Annotated in this window: 20 protein-coding genes and 2 tRNA genes; 9 read left to right on the top strand and 13 right to left on the bottom strand. The window is 66.8% G+C overall.

What is annotated here, in order from left to right; translation table 11 throughout:
* The first annotated feature begins 113 nt into the window (after positions 1–113).
* Entirely contained in the window at positions 114–989 is an 876-nt protein-coding gene (locus ACP7BH_RS09835; protein WP_425981546.1) for a lipid A-modifier LpxR family protein, read from the top strand.
* Between the two features lie 4 nt (positions 990–993).
* Here ACP7BH_RS09835 and ACP7BH_RS09830 read toward each other — a convergent pair whose 3' ends face one another.
* Positions 994–2,742, bottom strand: a complete 1,749-nt coding sequence (locus ACP7BH_RS09830) for a gamma-glutamyltransferase family protein (protein WP_425981549.1) — start codon at positions 2,740–2,742, stop codon at positions 994–996.
* A 145-nt stretch (positions 2,743–2,887) separates the two neighbouring features.
* Here ACP7BH_RS09830 and ACP7BH_RS09825 point away from each other — a divergent pair.
* Positions 2,888–2,964 (top strand) — tRNA-Arg (locus tag ACP7BH_RS09825).
* Between the two features lie 227 nt (positions 2,965–3,191).
* On the opposite strand, the gene ACP7BH_RS09820 is transcribed toward ACP7BH_RS09825, so the two are convergent.
* From ACP7BH_RS09820 to ACP7BH_RS09805, 4 genes are read right to left on the bottom strand one after another with little or no spacing between them, the layout of a single operon-like run.
* Positions 3,192–4,124 (bottom strand): L-lactate dehydrogenase, encoded by a 933-nt coding sequence (locus tag ACP7BH_RS09820; protein ID WP_425981552.1) that lies wholly within the window; start codon positions 4,122–4,124, stop codon positions 3,192–3,194.
* Positions 4,121–4,816, bottom strand: coding sequence for a VIT1/CCC1 transporter family protein (locus tag ACP7BH_RS09815; protein WP_425984756.1), 696 nt, complete (start codon positions 4,814–4,816; stop codon positions 4,121–4,123). Before ACP7BH_RS09815 ends, ACP7BH_RS09820 begins: the two co-directional genes overlap by 4 nt.
* Positions 4,817–4,831: 15 nt before the next feature.
* Positions 4,832–5,551, bottom strand: coding sequence for an alternative oxidase (locus ACP7BH_RS09810; protein WP_425981555.1), 720 nt, complete (start codon positions 5,549–5,551; stop codon positions 4,832–4,834).
* A 13-nt stretch (positions 5,552–5,564) separates the two neighbouring features.
* Entirely contained in the window at positions 5,565–6,566 is a 1,002-nt protein-coding gene (locus ACP7BH_RS09805) for a sensor histidine kinase (protein ID WP_425981557.1), read from the bottom strand.
* Positions 6,567–6,766: 200 nt separating this feature from the next.
* Here ACP7BH_RS09805 and ACP7BH_RS09800 point away from each other — a divergent pair, with 200 nt between their 5' ends.
* Entirely contained in the window at positions 6,767–7,084 is a 318-nt protein-coding gene (locus ACP7BH_RS09800) for a hypothetical protein (protein WP_425981559.1), read from the top strand.
* A 126-nt stretch (positions 7,085–7,210) separates the two neighbouring features.
* Here the strand turns inward: ACP7BH_RS09800 and ACP7BH_RS09795 are convergent, their stop codons facing one another.
* On the bottom strand, positions 7,211–7,816 hold the full coding sequence (locus tag ACP7BH_RS09795; RefSeq protein WP_425981562.1) for a helix-turn-helix domain-containing protein: 606 nt from the start codon (positions 7,814–7,816) through the stop codon (positions 7,211–7,213).
* A 261-nt stretch (positions 7,817–8,077) separates the two neighbouring features.
* Complete coding sequence (locus tag ACP7BH_RS09790; protein WP_425981564.1) at positions 8,078–8,458, bottom strand: c-type cytochrome; 381 nt, start codon at positions 8,456–8,458, stop codon at positions 8,078–8,080.
* A gap of 116 nt (positions 8,459–8,574) precedes the next feature.
* On the opposite strand from ACP7BH_RS09790, the gene ACP7BH_RS09785 reads away from it, so the two are divergent.
* The 6 genes from ACP7BH_RS09785 to ACP7BH_RS09760 all read left to right on the top strand — a co-directional run bounded on the left by ACP7BH_RS09785 (position 8,575) and on the right by ACP7BH_RS09760 (position 13,223).
* Entirely contained in the window at positions 8,575–9,408 is an 834-nt protein-coding gene (locus ACP7BH_RS09785) for a universal stress protein (protein ID WP_425981566.1), read from the top strand.
* A 71-nt stretch (positions 9,409–9,479) separates the two neighbouring features.
* Entirely contained in the window at positions 9,480–11,000 is a 1,521-nt protein-coding gene (locus tag ACP7BH_RS09780; protein ID WP_425981569.1) for an acetyl-CoA hydrolase/transferase family protein, read from the top strand.
* On the top strand, positions 10,997–11,611 hold the full coding sequence (locus ACP7BH_RS09775) for a hypothetical protein (protein WP_425981571.1): 615 nt from the start codon (positions 10,997–10,999) through the stop codon (positions 11,609–11,611). Before ACP7BH_RS09780 ends, ACP7BH_RS09775 begins: the two co-directional genes overlap by 4 nt.
* 130 nt (positions 11,612–11,741) lie before the next feature.
* Positions 11,742–11,810: transfer RNA gene (locus ACP7BH_RS09770), tRNA-Leu, on the top strand.
* A gap of 65 nt (positions 11,811–11,875) precedes the next feature.
* Positions 11,876–12,154 (top strand): trehalase family glycosidase, encoded by a 279-nt coding sequence (locus ACP7BH_RS09765; RefSeq protein ID WP_425981574.1) that lies wholly within the window; start codon positions 11,876–11,878, stop codon positions 12,152–12,154.
* Positions 12,155–12,251: 97 nt separating this feature from the next.
* Entirely contained in the window at positions 12,252–13,223 is a 972-nt protein-coding gene (locus tag ACP7BH_RS09760; RefSeq protein WP_425981577.1) for a hypothetical protein, read from the top strand.
* Positions 13,224–13,235: 12 nt separating this feature from the next.
* Here the strand turns inward: ACP7BH_RS09760 and ACP7BH_RS09755 are convergent, their stop codons facing one another.
* From ACP7BH_RS09755 to ACP7BH_RS09730, 6 genes are read right to left on the bottom strand one after another with little or no spacing between them, the layout of a single operon-like run.
* Positions 13,236–14,117 (bottom strand): RDD family protein, encoded by an 882-nt coding sequence (locus tag ACP7BH_RS09755; protein WP_425981580.1) that lies wholly within the window; start codon positions 14,115–14,117, stop codon positions 13,236–13,238.
* The gene (locus ACP7BH_RS09750) at positions 14,107–15,120 is read right to left on the bottom strand and encodes a stage II sporulation protein M (RefSeq protein ID WP_425981583.1); all 1,014 of its coding nucleotides are present in this window, start codon (positions 15,118–15,120) and stop codon (positions 14,107–14,109) included. The genes ACP7BH_RS09755 and ACP7BH_RS09750 overlap by 11 nt, the downstream gene beginning before the upstream one ends.
* On the bottom strand, positions 15,117–16,433 hold the full coding sequence (locus ACP7BH_RS09745; protein ID WP_425981585.1) for a DUF58 domain-containing protein: 1,317 nt from the start codon (positions 16,431–16,433) through the stop codon (positions 15,117–15,119). Before ACP7BH_RS09745 ends, ACP7BH_RS09750 begins: the two co-directional genes overlap by 4 nt.
* Complete coding sequence (locus ACP7BH_RS09740) at positions 16,430–17,386, bottom strand: AAA family ATPase (RefSeq protein WP_425981588.1); 957 nt, start codon at positions 17,384–17,386, stop codon at positions 16,430–16,432. Before ACP7BH_RS09740 ends, ACP7BH_RS09745 begins: the two co-directional genes overlap by 4 nt.
* Positions 17,373–18,599 (bottom strand): DUF4350 domain-containing protein, encoded by a 1,227-nt coding sequence (locus ACP7BH_RS09735; protein WP_425981590.1) that lies wholly within the window; start codon positions 18,597–18,599, stop codon positions 17,373–17,375. Before ACP7BH_RS09735 ends, ACP7BH_RS09740 begins: the two co-directional genes overlap by 14 nt.
* Positions 18,596–19,228, bottom strand: coding sequence for a DUF4129 domain-containing protein (locus ACP7BH_RS09730; protein ID WP_425981592.1), 633 nt, complete (start codon positions 19,226–19,228; stop codon positions 18,596–18,598). The genes ACP7BH_RS09735 and ACP7BH_RS09730 overlap by 4 nt, the downstream gene beginning before the upstream one ends.
* Between the last annotated feature and the right edge of the window lie 427 nt (positions 19,229–19,655).

Below are 19,655 nucleotides of genomic sequence, written 5' to 3'. Positions count from 1 at the left end.
GGAACCCCCGCCGGTCGTCGTCGTTGAAAAGCGACAAAACCATGTCGAAATCCTGTTGGACTCCTGCGCCGGGTGGTTGCAGTGTGAGGTCAGCGGATCGGTGGGGAGACCAGATGCGTTTTAAGGCCTGGATTTTTGGTGTGGGGGGCGCGCTGGCGATGGCCGGTGTGAACGCCGTTTCCGCACAGACTTGGGCCCCCAACGCCTTTGACGCTGCGCCAGGAGCTGGGCCAGACGCCGCCGCCGCCGTCACTGCCCGCCTGACCGACCAGACCAGCTTCCGCGTCGCGCCCGAGGCTCGTTTCGGCCCCCAGATCGAAATCCCGACGGCCTTCCGCCCCGAGGACGGATCGGGCCTGTCCGCCAGCACCCGCCGCGACGTCTGGATCGATCGCACTGATTTCACCGACCGGGTGACGCTGGAAACCGCAGGGCGGCTTCGTCGCGCCGACGGCTCGCCCCTTCCGGTCACCCCCGTCGACCGGGCCGAGTTGGACCCCGACGCCTATGACCTGCGCTATGTGCGCGGTTTCCGCGGCGCGCGCGGACACACCGCCTCGGGCCTGGAAGTCAGCCTGACGCCCCACGCCGGCCTGGGCGTCGGCAGCGAGGGCCGCTCGGCCGAGGCGGGCGTCACGCTCAAGATCGGCGAGGGGCTGGACCGTCTGGCGCCTGACGGCCGCGAACGGTTCGGCGAACGGCCGCGCTGGTATCTGTACGCCGCCGGTTCCGGCCGCGCGGTGGGCTACAACTTCGCCCGCACCCGCGACGGCGACTACGCCCGCTCCGGCTATACCCAGGACAAGGGCAGCTTCCTGGGCGACGCCTCGATCGGCGTGGCCTATCGCCGGGGCGACCTGCAGACCTCGGTCGGGGTGGTCTATCGCGAGATCGACGCGGGCAAAGGGCTGCGCGGCATGAACGGCCTGGACACTGATCTGGACGAGGGTCTGGTCGCCTTTCAGCTGACCCTTCGTCCCAGCCGCTGATCCGTCAGCGAACCTCCGATACCGCCACGCCTTCACGACGCGGATCGGCCCCCGCGTCCCACCGGCCGTCCCGCCAGATCGCTCCATGCAGCCCCGAAGTCTCGGTGGCGTTGGGCCTCAACGCCATGCCCGCCGCGCCCAGGGCGTCGCGGATCTCCGGCGCGATCATGTCGGTGTCGGCGCCGATCATGTCGCCCCGCACCACCAGATTGGGCAGGGCGATGGCGTCCTGCATCGACAGGCCCCAATCCATCGTCCCGACCAGCGCCTTGGCCACATAGGCCAGGATGCTGGACCCGCCCGGCGAACCGATGGCCCCGACCAGACGGCCCTGTCGATCCAGAATCAATACCGGCGTCATCGACGACCGCGGCCGCTTGCCGGCCGCCACGGCGTTGGCGGCCGGATGATCGTCCTCGCGCGGCGTGAAGGAGAAGTCCGTCAGTTGGTTGTTCAGGAAGAAGCCGCCGACCATCCGCCCATTGCCGAAGATGCTCTCCACCGTCGTGGTCATGCTGACCGCATTCCCCCAGGCATCCACCACGACCATGTGCGAGGTGCCGCCCGGCTCGGCCGTCTGGTCGGTTCCGCGCGGCGGCGACCCCGTCGGGGCGCCCGCCTCGACCGGTCCGTTGACCTGGGGCGCAAGGGCGGCGCGGGCGGCGACATAGTCGGGATCCAGCAGGCCTGCGATGGGCACGCCGACAAAGTCGTTGTCGCCGACATAGCGGTCGCGGTCGGCATACATCAGCCGCTGCAACCGCCCGAACGCCACCCAGGCCTCGGGGCTCGCCGCGCCCTTGTCCAGATCCGGCGTCGCCTCGGCCATGGCCAGGAACTGCAACAGGGCCACGCCGCTGGACGGCGGCGGCGGCACGCAGATGACATAGGCCTGATAGGGCCGGCACAGGGCGTCACGACGCAGCGGACGATAGCCGGCGATGTCCGCCTCGGTCAGGGCTCCGAAACGCGGTCCCTGACGCACGGTCGCGGCGATCTCGCCCCCGATCGCCCCGCCATAGATGACGCCCGGCCCCTGCTGCGCCAGACGCGCGACCGTGTCGGCATAGGCTGGATTCTTCAGCGTATCGCCCGCCTGATAACGCGTCCCGTCCGGCTTGGTGAAATAAGCGGTCGCCCAGCGGGTCCGCGCCTGGGGAAACCGTCCGTTGATCATGCCGGCCAGACGCGGGCTTACCGTGAATCCGTCGCGGGCCAGCCGTTCGGCGTCCCCGAACAGCTCGCCCCACGCCAGCTTGCCGTGATCCTTCTGCGCCATGGCCAGCATGGCCACCGCCCCCGGCGCGCCCGTGGACCGCCCCGACAGGACTGCGTCGATGAAGGGAAGGGGCTTGCCGTCCTCATAGAACAGCTCGGGCGTCGCCGACGCCGGCGCCGTCTCGCGCCCGTCATAGGCCGTCACCGTCCCGGTCTCGGCGTCATAGCTCATCAAAAAGGCTCCGCCGCCCAGACCCGACGACTGCGGCTCCACCAGCCCCAGCACCGCCTGGATCGCCACCGCCGCATCGACCGCCGACCCGCCGCGCCGCAACACGGTCATCCCCGCCTCGACCGCCAGCGGATTGGCCGCCGTCACGAATGGCCCCCGCGCCGGGAGTGACGCCGGGGATTGCGCCGGAACGCCGACGAGGGTCTGCGGCGTCGCCGCCGCATCCATCCCTGCCCCCGTCTGACACCCCGCCAGGACGACGGGCACGAGCAGGGCGGCGATCTGACGACGAAACGAGCGCATGGACTATCCGGGGCGGCGAGAACGTCCCAAAGGCCTAATCCGTCGCGCGCGCCGCGCCAACCGCTCTATCTGCGCAAAACTGCATTCCCCCGCTTGCGTCCGCCCGATCCGCGAGCTAAAGACCCGCCCTCGCCGCAAGGCAGCCGCACCCGTAGCTCAGCTGGATAGAGCACCAGACTACGAATCTGGGGGTCGGGCGTTCGAATCGCTCCGGGTGCGCCATTTCTTTACAAAATTCGACAGGATGCCGTCGGCTATATGGCTGGCCCAAGGTTCTGTCGGCTGCAACGCGTCGATCGACAGCGATTTCAGTCTTGAATCGAAACGGAAATTTCCACCACGACAGTCTGAGGCTCAGCCGGGTTGGCTAGGCCTCTACCGGTCTTGGCTTCTCCTCTCCATGAGGTTGAAGTCGAAAGGGGATCGGGGACGATCTGGCGCCTGGGCCGTCAAGCCAAGCTGGCAAGGGCCGTCTTCAGGACAAGGGCCGACGCCGCCAAACCGTCCATCTCGTGTGGGGCCAGATCGGGCGTAAGGACGCGCTCGACGCCGCCGGCGCCCAGGATGCACGGCAGGCTCAGGCACAGATCCGATTGCCCATATTCGCCCGTCAACAAGGTGGAGACCGGAAGCACAGCGTGCTCGTCTCGATGGATGGCCTCGCAGATGCGCACGATGGCCGTGGCGACGCCGAAGGACGTGTAACCCTTGCCCTCTACGATGGCGTAACCCGCGTCCCTGACCTCACGCCCGATAGCGTCCAGATCAGGTCGATCTTGCCCTTTGCGGAACGGGTCTAACGTCTGGCCGCCGATCCGGACGGTCGAAAAGGCGGCGACCTCGCTGTCGCCGTGCTCACCCAGGACATAGCCCTCGATCGAAGTGGGGGCGACGCCGAGCGCCTGGGACAGGGCCTGCTTCAGGCGGCTGGTGTCCAGCAGAGTTCCCGTGCCGATGACCCGCGAGACGGGCAGGCCGGATCGACGCAAGGCCACGAGGGTCATCAGATCGACGGGGTTCGCCGCGACCACCAGAACGCCGGAGAAGCCGGCCCCGATCAGCCTGTCCACGCAGTCGGTGACGATCGCCGCACTGGCTGCCGCCACCGAGAGCCTGTCCTGCGAGCCATGGGTCGCGCCGCCGGCGGTGATGACGGCGATGCTCGCACGGGCCGCGTCGGCATAGTCCCCCGCCCAGACACGGGCGGGTCGGGCCAAGGCGTTGGCGTCGGCGATGTCTGCGGCCTCGGCCTCTGCCAGGGCGCGGTTGCTGTCGACCAGCACGATCTCGGGGACGAGGGCGCGCAGCATGAGCGCATAGGCCGCTGTGGCGCCGACGTGGCCTGCCCCGATGATCGCGATACGGCTCTTCTGATCAGTCATACGACGGCTCCGAACAGGCGGCCGATTCCGGCGGTGATCGCCATGGCCAGGACGCCCCAGAGGGTGACGCGAACGATGGGCGTCAGCATCTTCGCCCCGCCGACCTTCGCGCCGACCCCGCCAAGGATCGCGAGACTGAGAACGGCGGCCCCCGTCACCGCGACGACCGTCATCGACGCCGGGGCGACGACCGCCATCAGCAAAGGCACGGCGGCGCCGACCGAGAAGGCCGCCGCCGAGGCCAGGGCCGCCTGGATCGGGCGGGCGGTCGTATGAGCCGAGATGCCCAGCTCGTCGCGGGCGTGAGCCCCCAGGGCGTCCTTCGCCGTCAACTGGACCGCAACCTCGCCTGCCAGGGCCGGGCTCAGCCCGCGCGCGACATAGAAGCCCGCCAGTTCCCGCAGTTCGGCCTCTGGAGACGCCGCCAGTTCGCCGCGTTCCCGGTCGAGGTCGGCCTTTTCGGCATCCGCCTGGGAACTGACGGAGACGTATTCGCCGGCCGCCATCGACATGGCGCCGGCGACCAGACCCGCGACCCCGGCCACGAGGACGCCGCTCCGGCCCGCCTCGGCCGCCGCGACGCCGACGATCAGGCTCGCGGTCGAGACGATCCCGTCGTTGGCGCCCAGCACGGCGGCGCGCAGCCAGCCCACCCGACCGACCAGATGACGTTCGGTGTGAAGACGTCCCATCATCGGCTCGGGTCCTTAGGCGCGGATTTCAGCGGCGTGGGCGGGGTAGGGCGCCGACAGCGTCCGGTCGATCGTCTCACCATTCAACGAACTGGCGAAGCCATGATTGACGTCGCGGTGGTGAGCCTCGTCGGCGCGAACGAGCAAGACGACATCCCGCAGCGTCGAATCGGGCGCCATCTTCCAATAATGTTTGGCGATGGCCGGGGCAGGGACGTTGGGCGAGCGGCCCTCGTCGATTTCCTTGAGGTAGAGGGTGTAGCTGATGACGGCCTCTTCCTCGAAATAGCCGACGACGCGGTGTGCGGTGCGGGCCGAGACGAGATAGAGCAGGAAGAAGCCGACGTAGAAGATCGCTTGCGCGAGCTGGATCACAAGCCGCTCGAAATAGGTCGGCTTGGCCACCTCGATGAAGGTCATCAGGTGCATACGCTCGTTCTCGGCCTCTTCCATCAGGGTGCGAATCCAGCCGTCGTCGTCCTTCATCCGACGCAGGCAGGTCAGGTGCTGGATGGTCGCGCCGACCATTCCCGGCACGGCGGCGACCGTCTCCAGCACGATGGCGCGGTGGCCGTAGCGTTTGGCGAAGAAGGTGTCGGCACAGAAGCGCAGCAGTTTGGTGAACCCCAGCGCGAACCGGTCCGAGAAGCCGTGCGGCGTGTGGTGGATGGCGGGTTGCGCCTTGTGCTCCTCGACCAGGGCTTGATGATCGGGGGAGAGGATTTTGTTGACCACAGGATGGGTTCTTTCAGATTGCGGGGGAGGATTGAGGGTCGCAGGTGATCGACACGCGCAGGCCGGGCTTGGCGTCCGCCATGGCGATGACGGCGCCGAGCTGACTGGCCAGGGCCTTCACGATGCCGGTGCCCAGACCGGGTTTGGCAGCGCCGCCGCCGGAAGGCAGGCCCATGCCGTCATCGCAGATCGTGAGGGTCCAGCCTTCGCCATGCGCCCGGTAATCGACGATGATCTGCCCATCGCGGTCGTCGGGGAAGGCGTGCTTGAGGGCGTTGATCACCAGTTCGGTCACGATCAGGCCGAGACTGACGGCCTTGCCCGACGAGGCGATGCTGTCGTCCACGGTGACCGTCAGCGAAAGCTGGTCGTGATCGCGGATCATGGAATCGCCGATGCTGCGACACAGGTCTGTGAAATAGCCGCGCAGTTCGACGTCGCCGAGCGTGGACCCCGTGAGCTGACGCTGGACCGCAGCGACCGACATGATCCGTTGGTGCGCGTCGCGCAGATGATGTCTGCTCTCGTCGGAGCCCACCTTGCTCACGCTCTGCATCAGGACGCTGGCGATGATCTGAAGACTGTTGGCGATCCGATGCTGCATTTCTTGGACGAGGACCGCCTTGTCGCGGATCAGGGCGTCCTTTTCGCGGTCGCTTGCCCGCGCTTCGGTGACGTCCTGGATCGAGAGCAGCAGGCGGATGCCTTGCGCGATCCCGTTGTCCAGCCACTGGGCATTGAGCACGAGATGTCTGACCCCTCGCCTGGACTGGAGATCCATCTCGTAGGCCTTGATCGCGGCCTGGCCGTAGGCGGTGGCTTTCAGCAACGACCAAAGCTGGGGCGTATTCCATTCGCCGTCGCCGAGATCGGCCAGTCGCGCGCCAGGGATGATTTCGAGACCGACATCGAAGCCTTCGAGAAAGGACTGGCTGGCCGCGATGACCGTCAGGTCCTCGTCCAGTAAAAGAACGGGCGCAACAGAGGCGGCGATCAGGGACAGAGCAAGGTTCATGGCAATGTCCGAAGGCGGTGCGAGGGCTTTCATCGGCATGGTGGGCCTCTCCAGAAAGGCCGACGAGAAAAGCCCGGCGGGCCCGATCTCGTCGCGGTATCCAGACCCTAGAGCTGCCGGGATGCGCAGGCGTTGATCCAGATCACCGACTGGCGATGCCGGGTGCTGTTGGATGCGCGCGTCATCCAAAGGAGCCTGCCATGACGCACACCGCCCTGAAGACCCTGAGCCACGACCTGCACGCCTTCGCCGACGAAGCCTCCGATCACCTGAAGGACGCGGCGAAGAAGACCGGCACGGAAGCGACAGACGCCGTCGCGCGATCGACCAAGGCCATCTCACGGGCGGCCGATCGTCTGCGAGACGAAGCAGAGACCTCAGCCGCAAATGCCCGCGAACACCTGTCCGCCACGGTGCGGGATCACCCCGTCGCCACGAACCTCGGTTCCAGCTTCGTCCTCAGCCTGGTCGTCGCCTTGGCGGTGACGTTTGGACTGACGCGCCTTTCGCAGTCCTGAAATCAGAACAGACGGGCCTCGGCGCTGACCGCGCCGGGGGCCGCCCCACGCGCGACACCCGAAGTCGGCGTGTCGGCGGCGTCACGCAGAGAGAAGCACTCGGTCTTGATCTGGCGCAATGGCGGGTCAGACCTCGCCGAGCGCGTACTGGCGCAATCTGTCGGGGCGCTCGACGACGAGGTGGCTTGGCGACGGCGTCGAGATCAGCCCTTGCAGCTTCATTCGGGTCAGGACCCGGCTGACCGTCTCGATGGTCAGGCCCAGGTAGTCGGCGATCTCCGCACGCTTCATGGGCAGTCGGACATGACCGGGCGCGCTGGGTCGCGCCGGGTCGTGGCCGGGAAGATCAAGCAGGAAGGACGCCATCCGCTCGATCGCAGTCTTGCGCCCCAGCAACAACATCTGGTTCTGAGCCGCCGCCAATTCGTGCATCGTCCGATGGAGAAGCATATGTTCGAGCGGCGGCGACTGCTCGACGAGGGCGCGAAACGGACCTTTGCGGAACCGGCAGACGGTCGAGGGTTCCATCGCTTCGGCCGAGAACACATAATCGTCGCCGATGGCCAGGCCCAGAAAGTCCCCTGCGAAAAGGAAGCCGGTGATCTGGCGGCGACCATCCGGGAGGAGTTTGTAGACCCTCAGCGAACCCGAAGAGATGCTGAACACATGGGGCGCCGCATCGCCTTCCCTTGCCAGGACGGCTCCTGTTTTCAGGGTGACGACCTCGGCCATGTCGCTAAGGCGCTGGAGATCGGGCGCGTCCACAGCCCCGCAGACGGTCAGGGCGCGCGCGCCGCAACTGTTGCAGTCGTTGCTCTTTGGTCGATCGATACATCCGGGAGGCGGATGTGATCGCGGCGCAAGCTGAAGTTTTGTGGCGACGAACATGACCCAGCATGCGCCCGTCTCGCCCGATTACCGAGTCTGTTTATTGATCTGGATCAAATGAGCGCAATAGGCCCTGCGGACTGAAATCTTTACATCGCTTGAAGTTTACGGAATCGCCGATGATTGGATACTTTTCATGTAGGCGATCAGATCGGCGTTTTCGCGCGAGGACATGACGAACTCGGGCATCGCCGGGTGGGCGGTGTCGATACCCTCGGCAAAGGCCTCGGCCAGGTCTTCGATCGGATACAGGACGCCCAACGCTCTGAGTCGGGGGGCCGCCTCAAGGGGACTGTCGCCGGTCCGGCCGACAGAGTGACAACCGGCGCATTTGGCTTGCGCGTAGGCGGCGCCCCGCTCCGTGGCCAAGGTCTCTCCGGAAAGGCCGATCTGGTGGACTTCGGCGCGCTTGGCCGGAGCCTCGACATCAAGGCTCTTGCATCCACCCAGAGCCAGAAGGGCGGCGAACACGACGAGGCGTTTCATGAGCGGGCTCCTGGTGGGCGCCAACCCTCCCATTTCCGCGCGATGGGATCGTTGATCCTGATCAAGGCGCCCGACATGGCGCGGTGATTAGATCGCGGTGAACGGGATACGTCGCCATGCGCTTCGCCAGTCTGCTGGTCTATACGGATGAAGGCCCAGAGGCCCGCACGCGGATCGCCCTGGCCGGCGAAATCGCCGGGCTTTTCAAGTCACATCTGATCGGCATCGCCGCCAGCATGCCCGATGTCCCCCAGGTCGATCCCTATGCCGGTGGGGCCATGCTGGGCGAAACGCTGGGCCTGTTCCGGGACATGGCCGAGACGGACGTCGGCCGGGCTCGGACGCTTTTTTGGGATGTGGTCGGCGAGACCGCCGATCATGCCGAATGGCGCGGTGACGTCGGCTACCCATCCGATCTCGTGGTTCAGGCCCTGAGAGCCGCCGATCTCGTGATCCTGGGGCGGCGCGATCCTGCGCGGTCACCGGCGCGGTCGCCCGACCCGGCGGACGTCCTGATGGCCGCCGGCCGCCCGGTGCTGATCGCGCCGCCTGCGATCGCCATCGGCCCCTTGGGAACGCCCGCCGTGATCGCCTGGAAAGACTGTCGCGAAGCCCAGCGGGCTGTCGCGGCGGCCTTGCCGCTTCTGGGCGCCTCGTCGATCGTCCACGTCATCGAGGTCTGCACGGCCGAACAGGCTGAAGACGCCCGTGACCGCGTTTCTGATGTTGCGATCTTCCTGGGTCGCCACGGCATCGTCGCCAGCGCCCAGACCGTGCAGGGCGACGGCGGCCCGAGGTCAGATCAGATCGTCGCGTTCGCCGAGGACCATGGGGCCGGGTTGATCGTCGCCGGCGGCTACGGCCATGCCCGATTGCGCGAATGGGTGATGGGCGGCGTGACCCACGGCCTGCTGGAACGGTCGCCCGTCTGCCTGTTGCTGAGCCATTGACCCGGAGGGCTTCCTTTTCGGTGAAGGCTCAGCTTGCCTGTGCTCGCGGTCGACTGGACCAAGATTAGCCCATGAACGACACACGTATTCGCAGCGTCGGCCATCGCGCCAAGATCATGTCGGCCGAGGATGCGGCCCTGCTGATCGCACCGAACACGACTGTGGGCCTCAGCGGCTTCACCGCGTCCGGCTATCCGACGGCCGTGCCGTTGGCGCTCGCCGCCCGGATCGAGGCCGAGCATGCGGCGGGGCGGCCGTTCAAGCTGCGGATTTGGACCGGAGCCTCGACCGGGCCGGAGCTGGACGGCGCCCTGGCCAAGGCCGACGGGATCGAGTTCCGACTGCCCTACAACTCCGACCCCACCTGCCGCGACAAGATCAATCGCGGCCAGATGGAGTATTTCGACATGCACCTGAGCCCGGTGGCGCCCGCCGCCTGGCAGGGCATTCTGGGCCCGCTCGACACGGCGATCATCCAGGTGACCGGCATCCGGGAAGACGGGGCCCTGATCCCGGCCTCGTCGGTCGGCAACAACAAGACCTGGCTGGACCGGGCCGGTCAGGTGATCCTGGAGGTCAATCGCTGGCAGAACCCCGAACTGCTGGGCATGCACGACATCTACTACGGCGCCGCCTTGCCGCCGAACCGGGTGCCGATACCCCTGATCCATCCCGGCGACCGTATCGGGGAGCCCTGCTTCCGATGCGACCCCGACAAGATCGTCGCCATCGTCGAGACCGACCGGCCCGACCGCAACGCCGGCTTCACGACACCCGGCGCCGACGACCTGGCCATCGCCGGCCACCTGCTGGAATTTCTGGAACACGAGGTCAAACGAGGGCGTCTGCCTCCCTCGCTACTCCCGCTCCAATCCGGCGTGGGCAACACCGCCAACGCGGTCCTGACGGGCCTGATCGACGCGCCGTTCGACAATCTGACCGCCTATACCGAGGTCATCCAGGACGGGATGATGGCGCTGATGGACAGCGGCAAGCTGCGCCTCGCCTCGTCCACGGCGCTCAGCCTCAGTCCCGACCTCAGCGAGAGCGTCAACCGGCGCATGGGCGAGTACCGTGACCGGATCATCCTGCGGTCCCAGGAGATCAGCAATCACCCGGAGATCATCCGCCGCCTTGGCGTCATCGCCATGAACGGCATGATCGAGGCCGACATCTACGGCAACGTCAACTCGACGCACGTCATGGGTTCACGCATCCAGAACGGCATCGGCGGCTCGGGCGATTTCGCCCGCAACGCCTATATCTCGATCTTCATGAGCGCCTCGACAGCCAAGGGTGGGGCGATCTCGACCATCGTGCCCTGCGCCTCCCACGTCGATCACATCAACCAGGACGTCCAGGTCATCGTCACCGAACAGGGCCTCGCCGATCTGCGCGGCCTGTCGCCCAAGCAGCGGGCCAAGGCCGTCATCGAGACCTGCGCGCATCCGGTCTATCGGCCGATGCTGGCCGACTATCACCAGAGGGCCCTCACAGGCTCCTACGGGCTTCAGACCCCCATGCTCCTGAACGAAGCCCTGTCCTGGCATACGCGGTATGTGGCCACAGGGTCGATGGCGGTTTCAGGATGACGGCGCCTTCGCCGGTCCACGCGCGCATCGACGAGATCGCATCCGAAATCGTCCGCCTGCAGGGGGAACTGGATCGGGAGATTTTCAGACGCCGAGATGCGCTCGGCTGGCGGGTACATGAGGGGCTTGTTGAGTTCGAACATGGGCTCGTAGCGGAGCATCGTCGGCTGAAACTTAGCGCCGCCGCCTTTATAGCCGGCGCGCCGCCCGCGACTGTCCTGACAGCCCCGGTGATCTATTCCCTCATCCTACCGCTGGCGCTGATCGACTTGTGGGCGTCGGCTTATCAGGCGATCTGTTTTAGGGCCTACCGCCTGCCTCGGGTACGAAGGAGCGACTACCTCGTTTTCGACCGTGAAGCGCTCGCCTATCTCAACTGGATCGAGCGCCTGAACTGCTGGTTCTGCGAATACGCAAACGGCGTCGCCGCCTACGTTCGCGAAATCGCCAGCCGGACCGAGCAGTACTGGTGCCCGATCAAGCACGCCCTGAAGATCACAAACCCCCACAAACGCTACCAGGCCTTCGTCGATTACGGCGATGCGGACGGGTATCGCGCGCGTCTTGATCGTCTCAGAGAGGCCTTGCGCACTGAGCCTGCTGTAACCTGATCCTGGTCTCAGGGCGCTCGATCGGCAGGGCTGTCCACGCGTCGACCTAAGCCATCGCCGTTTCGTAACGCCCGTCATCGCTAGCAATCGATAAGCCTGGAATGTTACAGCGGAAAAGACATACTGAACTGCAATAAAAGAGTTTTTCACCAGACTAAGAATCTGGGGGTCGGGCGTTCGAATCGCTCCGGGTGCGCCATTTTCCAGACATCGTGGAAAACGCTGCGGAACACCTTCCGCGAGGGTGTCTTCCATGGAACCGCCTTGAAGCGGCTTCGTCTTGAGTGCACCAAGCGCAGCCTTTGCCGTCCACATGGATGGCGGGATCGAGGAGGGGCGGTCACACGGATATCAGCGGCTTACAGATCGAAAGCCCAAACTGAAGACCTCGTAGATTGCGTCTACCGCGAGCGGGGCAAGATGCTTGAGAAATACGACATCGACGACCAGCGCCTGGGCGGCGGCGAATACCCGATTCAGGACGGACTCGGGTGGACGAACGTGGTGACCCGCGCTCTTCTCGAACGTCAGCGCGGGCAATAGACCGGCAGGCTGATTCGATCGTCAGTTGCAGAAATGGAACTGGCGAGGCTGCGCCCCGGCTTCTACAATCGTTCTGCATGTATGTCGGGAGGCGGGTTTGCGGGGTGAGGTTCTGACGTTCGACCAGGCGACCGGATTGGGGTTCATCCTCGGCGACGACGGCGCGCGGTATTCGTTCACGAAGGAGGACGTCCAGCCGCCTTCGGTTCTGGAACGCAGCCAGAGGGTCGATTTCATCGCCGAGAAAGACTGGCGCGCCCAGCAGATCATCGCCATGCGACCGCCGCTGATCACGAGTGGGACGCCCGACGGCGGCCGAGGCGGCGGCGTGTTCGACCTGGGGCGCGTGATCCAGCGGACGTTCGCCGCGATCAAGCAGAATGCGGCCATATTCTTCGGCGCGGCCGCGATCTTGGTCGGCTTGCCCAGCATTCTCGCGGCTGTGGGCCAGAGTGCGATGCGGAGCGACGACTTTGGTCCGGGCGTAATAATGATGATGGTCGGCGCGGTGCTGAACTTCGTCGGACTTTATCTTCTGCAAGGCATGGTGGTGAAGGCGGCCGTGAACGGCTTCAACGGCAAGAATACCGCCTTCGGTGACGCCTTCAGTATCGGGATCCAGAACTTCCTGCCATTGCTTGGGTTGGCCATAATCGCCTCCATCGGCATGATGCTGGGCTTCGTTCTACTGCTCGTGCCGGGCATGATCCTGGCGGTCATGTGGTCCGTCGGCTCACCGGCCGTCGTGGTCGAGAAACGCGGCGTCTTCGCCAGCCTGCAGCGCAGCCGTGAACTGACCAAAGGCTATCGCTGGTCGGTGTTCGGCCTGCTGGTGATCTATGTGATCCTGTCGTGGATCATCGGGGCGGCGATCGGCGGCCTCAGCCTGGCGACCGGCGGAACCTTCACTGGCGGCACGCCGAACCTGATGGTCAACCTCATCACCGAACCCTTGGTCAGCATCCTGTCCGGCGTCGTCGCCTCGGCAGGCGTAGCGTCGCTTTATTACGAACTGCGCTCGGCCAAGGAAGGTGTCGGGTCAGAGGAACTGGCCTCGATCTTCGACTGATCGCCTGCGACGTCAGACGTCGTGCTTGTCGCGACGTCTGACGCCCATCAGCAGCTTCTGTTCCAATCGGCCGCGCAGGGCGGCGTAATAGGCGCTGAGGAAGTCGCGATCCGCCTCTTGCGGGCTGCGCGTCCAGCCGATCTTCTTGGCGATGCGGTCGGCGACGTCGCGCTGGGTCTTGCGGTCGCCCTGACGCAGCACCGTCTCCAGAACATGCAGTTCCTTGGCGCCATAGGCGTCCACCTGGGCCGGCGTGAAGTCGTAGGCCGCCATCCGCCCCGCACCGTCGTCGGCCATGTCGCGGATCAACTTGCGACGCGGCGTGCGCACCACCCAGGTCCCCCCGATCAGGTCGCCGACGCGCAGCCGATCCTTGTTGAACAGGGGGAAGAAGACGAAGATCGCCGCCCAGACGAAGGCCAGCAGATACATCCAGCCCTCGACGCCGCCCTCCTGACTGCGGGCGACCAGGATGGACAGGGGCAGGAAGACCTCCAGCTCGCGCATGGCGTTGCGGGCGAAGACGGCCTCGGCCTTCAGCCGTCCGCCGTCCCGCGAGGCGACCCGCAGGCCCATCACCCGCTTGCCTGGCGTCGCCGCCGCCGCCGACAGCTCGAAGGCGGTGAAATAGAAGTTCCGCAGCAGGAAGAAGACGATCAGCCAGATCACCGCGATCATCTCGGCGCCGGTCTCACCGCCGACCATGGACGCCCCAGCGCTGAACGCGAAGATCGAAGCGATGGTGAAGGCGATCAGCACGCCGATGATGATGGCGGCGTCCAGCAGAAAGGCCCCCGCCCTCTGGCCCGCGTCGCCGATGTTCAGGCGCAGGTCCACGCCCTCCGGCGTGACGAAGGCGCGTTCGGTGCGCGGCGCGACGGGTTCAGCGGACATGGGCGACCCCTGGTCTTGGCGCGTAGAAATAGAGACCCCAGATCACGGCGGTCGCCGCCGCCACGGCGTAGCGCAGGCCGGTATCGACGATCAGCTGACGACCGAAACCCTCCAGCAGGCCGGCGAACATCAGCATCACCACCACCCCGCCCATGGCGATGGCTGCAGTGCGTCCCGCCTCGACCGCGGCGTCCATCCGTCGTCTCTGGCCGGGGAAGGCGACGGCCCAGCCGATCCGCAATCCCGCCGCCCCCGCCAGGATGACGGCGAACAGTTCGGTCACGCCATGGATCAGCAGCCAGCCGCCCAGCTCGAACCCCAGCCCCCGGCTGGCGAACAGGGCGAAGAAGGCCCCCAGGGTCGCGCCGTTGTAGAGGATCAGCAGGCCCGTCGGCAGGCACAGGGCGAACCCCAGGGCGAAGGCCAGCAAGGCGACCTGGGCATTGTGAGTGAACAGGTAGGCTGCAAAGGCCGACAGGCCCTGGGCGTCGTCCGCGCCGTCCAGCGTGGCGCGCAGGGTCTCGGTCGAGGCGGCGGGATCGCGCCCTCCGCTCAGATCGGCGGGAACGAAGGCGTAGAACCACTCCGGCTCGTGCATCACCAGCCAGCCCCCGACCAGGGCGCCCAGCAGCATCAGGGTCGCCGAGATCAGTGTCTCGCGCCACAGGCCGCGCACCGCAGCGGGCCAGTCGGTGCGGAAGAAGGCGACCAACCTGTCCTGGATCGTCGCCCGCGAGCCATAGACGAAGAAGTAGGCCCGCGCCGACAGGGTTTCCAGATAGTCGATCAGACCCTGGTCCAGCGAGGTCTCGCGCGCCACCGACAAGGCCGACAGGGTCGAACGATACAGTACCGGCACGGCCAGGATCTCGGCGTCGGTCAGCTTGGAAGCAGAGCCTTTCTCGGCCTTGTCCATCAGCCGTTCCAGACGACGCCAGTCCTCCTCGCGGGCCTGGCGGAAACGCTGGCTCTTGAGCAGGCTGGAGGGGCGCACGTCGGTCACAGCAGGTCCCTCCGCTTGAGGTTCAGATAGGCGTTCACCACCTCGACCCCCACACGCTCGGCGGGGGCGTCGACGATGTGCGCCCCCATGCGCCGCAATCGCCCGATCACCGTCTCGCGCTCACGCAGCAGGGTTCCAGCGACCACGGCGCGGGACACGTCATCGGGCGTCTGGGGATCGGCGGCGGTCAGGCCCTCCAGCTCGTCGTCGCGCAGGACGACGAACAGGACCAAGTGACGCCGCAGAAGCCGTCCCAGCGACTCTATCATCAGCTCGGCGGCCGTGGAATCGGTGAAGTCGGTGAAGACCACGATCAGCGAGCGGCGCTGAAGCTGGCCCGACAGGGTCGCCAGAGCCAGGGTGTAGTTGGTCTCGTGCGTCGAATAGTCGATGCGGCCGACCACGGCCTGAATGGTGCGAAAGGCGTCCAGCCCGCCCACCGCGCCGGTGGTCACGCGCGGCTGGGAATCGAAGGCGAAGATTCCCGTCCGGTCGCCCGAACGCAGGCAGGCGTAGGACAGCAGCAGCGCCGCATGGATGAAACGGTCGATGCGCGGCATGCCGCCGACCGGCTCGCAGGCCGCCCGGCCGCAATCCAGCGCCATGATGACGTTGTGGTTTCGCTCGGTGCGGAACTCCTTGGCCAGCAGGGCGGCGTGGCGGGCCGACTGTTTCCAGTCGATGGAGCGGCGATCCATCCCCGCCTGAAAGTCGCGCAGGGCCTGAAACTCGGACCCCTCGCCGATCTCCAGCTGGGTCTTGGCGCCGAACAGGGCGTCGCGGGCGAACAGGCGCACCGCCTGATCGCGGACCCATTTCAGGTCGGTCAGGACAGGGGCGGCGATGTCCAGCGCGAAGGTCTTCTGCTTCCACACCAGTCCCATCGGCCCGCGCCAGCGCACCCACAGGGCGTCCAGGCCGGCGGCGCCCCGGCGATTGGGGGTGAAGGGAAAGGCCAGGGCCGCGCCGCGATCCGACACCGTCGCCTGGCGCGTCGCATCGTCCAGCCCCAGCCGGGCGTCGCCCGACAGGGCGGCCTCGACGGTCTTGGGAACGGGGCCTTTCGCGCCAAACCGCACCCTCAGCCCGGCCATGTCCGACCGACCGACGGCGGCGCGCATGGGCTTGGGTTCGTCCAGCTCAAGCCCACGTCTCGATCCGCCGGACAGAGCATCGACGGCGGCGAGCAACAGCAGGACGGCGATCCAGACCGGGCCTGCGATCCAGCCCAGAGGCGTCAGGACGCCGGCCAGCAGGGCGACGGGAACGCCCGCCGCCATCGCCGTCACCGCACGTCGGGTGGGATAGATCACCGGGGCGCCGCCACCTGATCCACCAGGCCGGCCAGCACCTGTTCGACCCGGCGTCCCTCGATCTCGGCCGCCGGCGACAGAACTAGGCGGTGACGCAGGGCCGGAATGGCCAGGGCCTTTACGTCGTCGGGAATGACATAGTCGCGACCGTCCAGCGCCGCGCGTGCGCGCGCCGCGACGGCCAGCATGGCCCCGGCGCGCGGGGAGGCGCCGGTCTCGACGTCGGCCGAGGTCCGGGTGGCGCGCACCAGGCCCGTGATGTAGCCGATCACCTCATCCGTCAGGCGCACGTCCGCGACGGTGTTCACCGCCGCATCGATGACGGCGGCGTCGGCGACGACCTCGACCCCCAGAGCGATGGGGTCCATCAGGCCGGTGCGCGAGCCGTGGGCGGCGACGATGGCGCGCTCCTGCTCCAGGCTGGGATAGTCGAGCACCTGTTTGAACAGGAAGCGATCCAGCTGGGCCTCGGGCAGCGGATAGGTGCCTTGCTGCTCAATGGGGTTCTGGGTGGCGACGACGGTGAAGCGCGAACTGAGCGCATGGGCCTCGCCGTCGATGGTGATCTGGCGTTCCTGCATGGCCTCCAGCAGGGCGGCCTGGGTCTTGGGCGGGGTGCGGTTGATCTCGTCCGCCAGCAGCAGTTCGCAGAAAATCGGCCCGCGCGTCAGGGTGAAGCTGGACGTCTGGAAGTTGAACAGGTTGGAGCCGATGATGTCGCCGGGCATCAGGTCGGGCGTGAACTGGATGCGGCCGTAGTCGAGGCCCACCGTCCGTGCGAACGTCTGGGCCAGCAGGGTCTTGGCCGTTCCGGGTGGGCCTTCAAGCAGGACGTGGCCGCCGGCGAACAGGGCCGTCAGCAGCATGTCGACGGCGTCCTCCTGGCCGACCACGGCCTTGGCGATCTCGGCGCGGATGCGCTCGGCGATCGTCTTCACCTCATTGACGTGCACGGGTCAGCTCCTGGTTCCAGCGATGAAGGGCGCCGGCGACCCGCATTAGATCGGCCGGCGACTTGGCGGCCCGGGCCTGTTCGGCCAGGGCGGTGTAGGATTCGGTCGCGCCGCCGGTGCGGCCGACGCGGTCGAGGAAGGCGTCCAGCGCGGCCTCGTCCAGATTGCGCGGCGCGCCGATGGCGCGGGCCACGGCGGCGCGCACCAGCAGGGCATAGGGCGCCGCCATGCGATGTTCGCGCCGCGCCAACCGGACCAGGCCTGCGGTATTGTCCGCCAGCCCGCGCTTGCCCAGCGCGATGACCCGCCCCTTTTCGCGCGCCGGGCCGAACCGGACGGCGGCCTGGAAACCGGCGAAGGCGGCCAAAGCGACCAGCACCAGGGTCATTCCGACCAGCGGCGGCTCCAGCATCAGCCGCAGCAGATTGCGGGTCCGCTGGAAGCCATGCAGCGTCAGGTCGAACACCACGGGCGAGTCGTCGGCGCGCACGATGTCGATCAGGGCGACAGCGGTGGTCGCGCCGTTCAGGGTCTTGAGCGCCGCCGTGCTGACCAGGTCGGGATCGGCGAGAACATAGGTCCGGAGCTCTCGGTGCATCGCCAGCACCGCACGGCCCTGATCGTCCAGGACCATGGGAATCCAGTCGGGACCGCCCAGCGTGCGCAGATTTTCGATCTGGACCGGTTTGCCGAAGGGCAAACCGTTTGGACCGCGCAGAGTCACGGTGGCGCGACCCTTGCGCTCCATCAGTTTCAGGTCCTTGCGCAGGTCGTCCGGCAGGGACGCCAGCACCAGCGGCGGCGGCTGGACGCCGATCGTGCGCACCCAGCCGGGGCGGTCCGCGTCGGGCATGGATGTCCATTTCGGCAGGACGACCAGCGTGGCGCCGTAATGTTCGATATCGTCGATCTGCTCGGGCTCGGTCTGGGCTGAAGGCGTCAGGATCAGCAGGCTCTCGTCCGACGCCTCGGTCAGGACGCCCCGGTTCAGCACCACCGGCACGCCCACACCGCGCAACAGCAAAGGCAGGCCGCCGAAGCCGGTGGACGACCGCGACAGGGCATGGCCGCCGCCGTCGTTTCCCGATCGCAGTTCCGGCGCATAGGCGGACAGGACCCCCAGCCCCGCCAGCGCCACCACCCCGACCAGCAGGACGACGATCATGGTGACAGGCGAGAAGCCGCCGTCGCCGGCCTTGCTCGATCGACTCATGCGCGCCAGCCCTCGGGGAGGGCAAAGGCCTCATAGGCCTGACGACAATCGGCGAACTCCTGGGCGCCGACCGGCGCGCCGCCGAACAGACTGCGTTCCACCATCCGGCCGATCAGGTCGAAGGCGGGACGGGCGGCTTCGGGCAAAGCCTTCAGCCGGGCGATCTCGCGAGTCGTCAGCGAGACGCGCACCGCGCGCGGCTGGCGCTGTTCGATGTCTTGCACACTGCGCAGCAGCAGCAGGTGTGCGGCGTCGGCATAGAGGCCTCGCGCCGCCAGGGCGTCCGCGTCGGCCAGCAAATCGCGCGCCACCTGTTCGTCCGGCCGCCATTGCGCCTCGGCGACGATCCTGGGCTTCACGGGCTTGGCCGGCGGCGCGCGCATCCGCAGAATCTCGCGGACGATGGCGTAGAGGATCAAACCGGCGACCAGGGCCAGGCCGATCCAGAACACCCACTGCAGCACCGGCGCGATGAACTGAAGGACATCGCCGATCCAGTGCAGCCAGCCGGGCGTCTTGATGTCCGGGCGATCAAAGCCGATGCGGTCGAACTGGAGGGAATCGTCCTTCAGAAGGCGGGCGTGCGCCCTGGCCAGGGCCTCATCTGTGACCGAAGCCCTATCCTGCATCTTGCGAACGCACCCCTACTTGACAGCCAAGCCATACCGTTCGGGGAAACGGAGTCAACCGCAGGCGCCCGGCCAGGGCCTATCGGGCCGACCAATCTATTCGGTCGGATCAGTTTCAGCTTCATGCAGAGGAACCTGACGCAACAGTTGTCCCAAACCCGAGCTCTGAGCTTCAGCGTTTGGACACACGGGCGAAGGGCGTGAGCTTGCGAGGTGTGATCTCTGTCTCGCACAGTGCGTGATTGGGCGGATTGAATGCGGAACCATCGGGGGTCCGTTTGGTTGGACTTGAGACGGGGACAGGCATTTGACATCAATGGTAAATCCGGTCGCCGTGGCTGAAACGCCGCGAGGCGTCCTTCTCGTCGAAGACGAGTTTCTGATCCGAATGCTGTTGGCCGGCCATCTGCGCGAGTCGGGATACATG

This window comes from Brevundimonas sp. TWP2-1 (assembly GCF_049897645.1).
GTDB lineage: Bacteria > Pseudomonadota > Alphaproteobacteria > Caulobacterales > Caulobacteraceae > Brevundimonas.
Note: the sequence above shows the minus strand (reverse complement) of the source record. Positions and strands in the feature narration are given on the sequence as shown.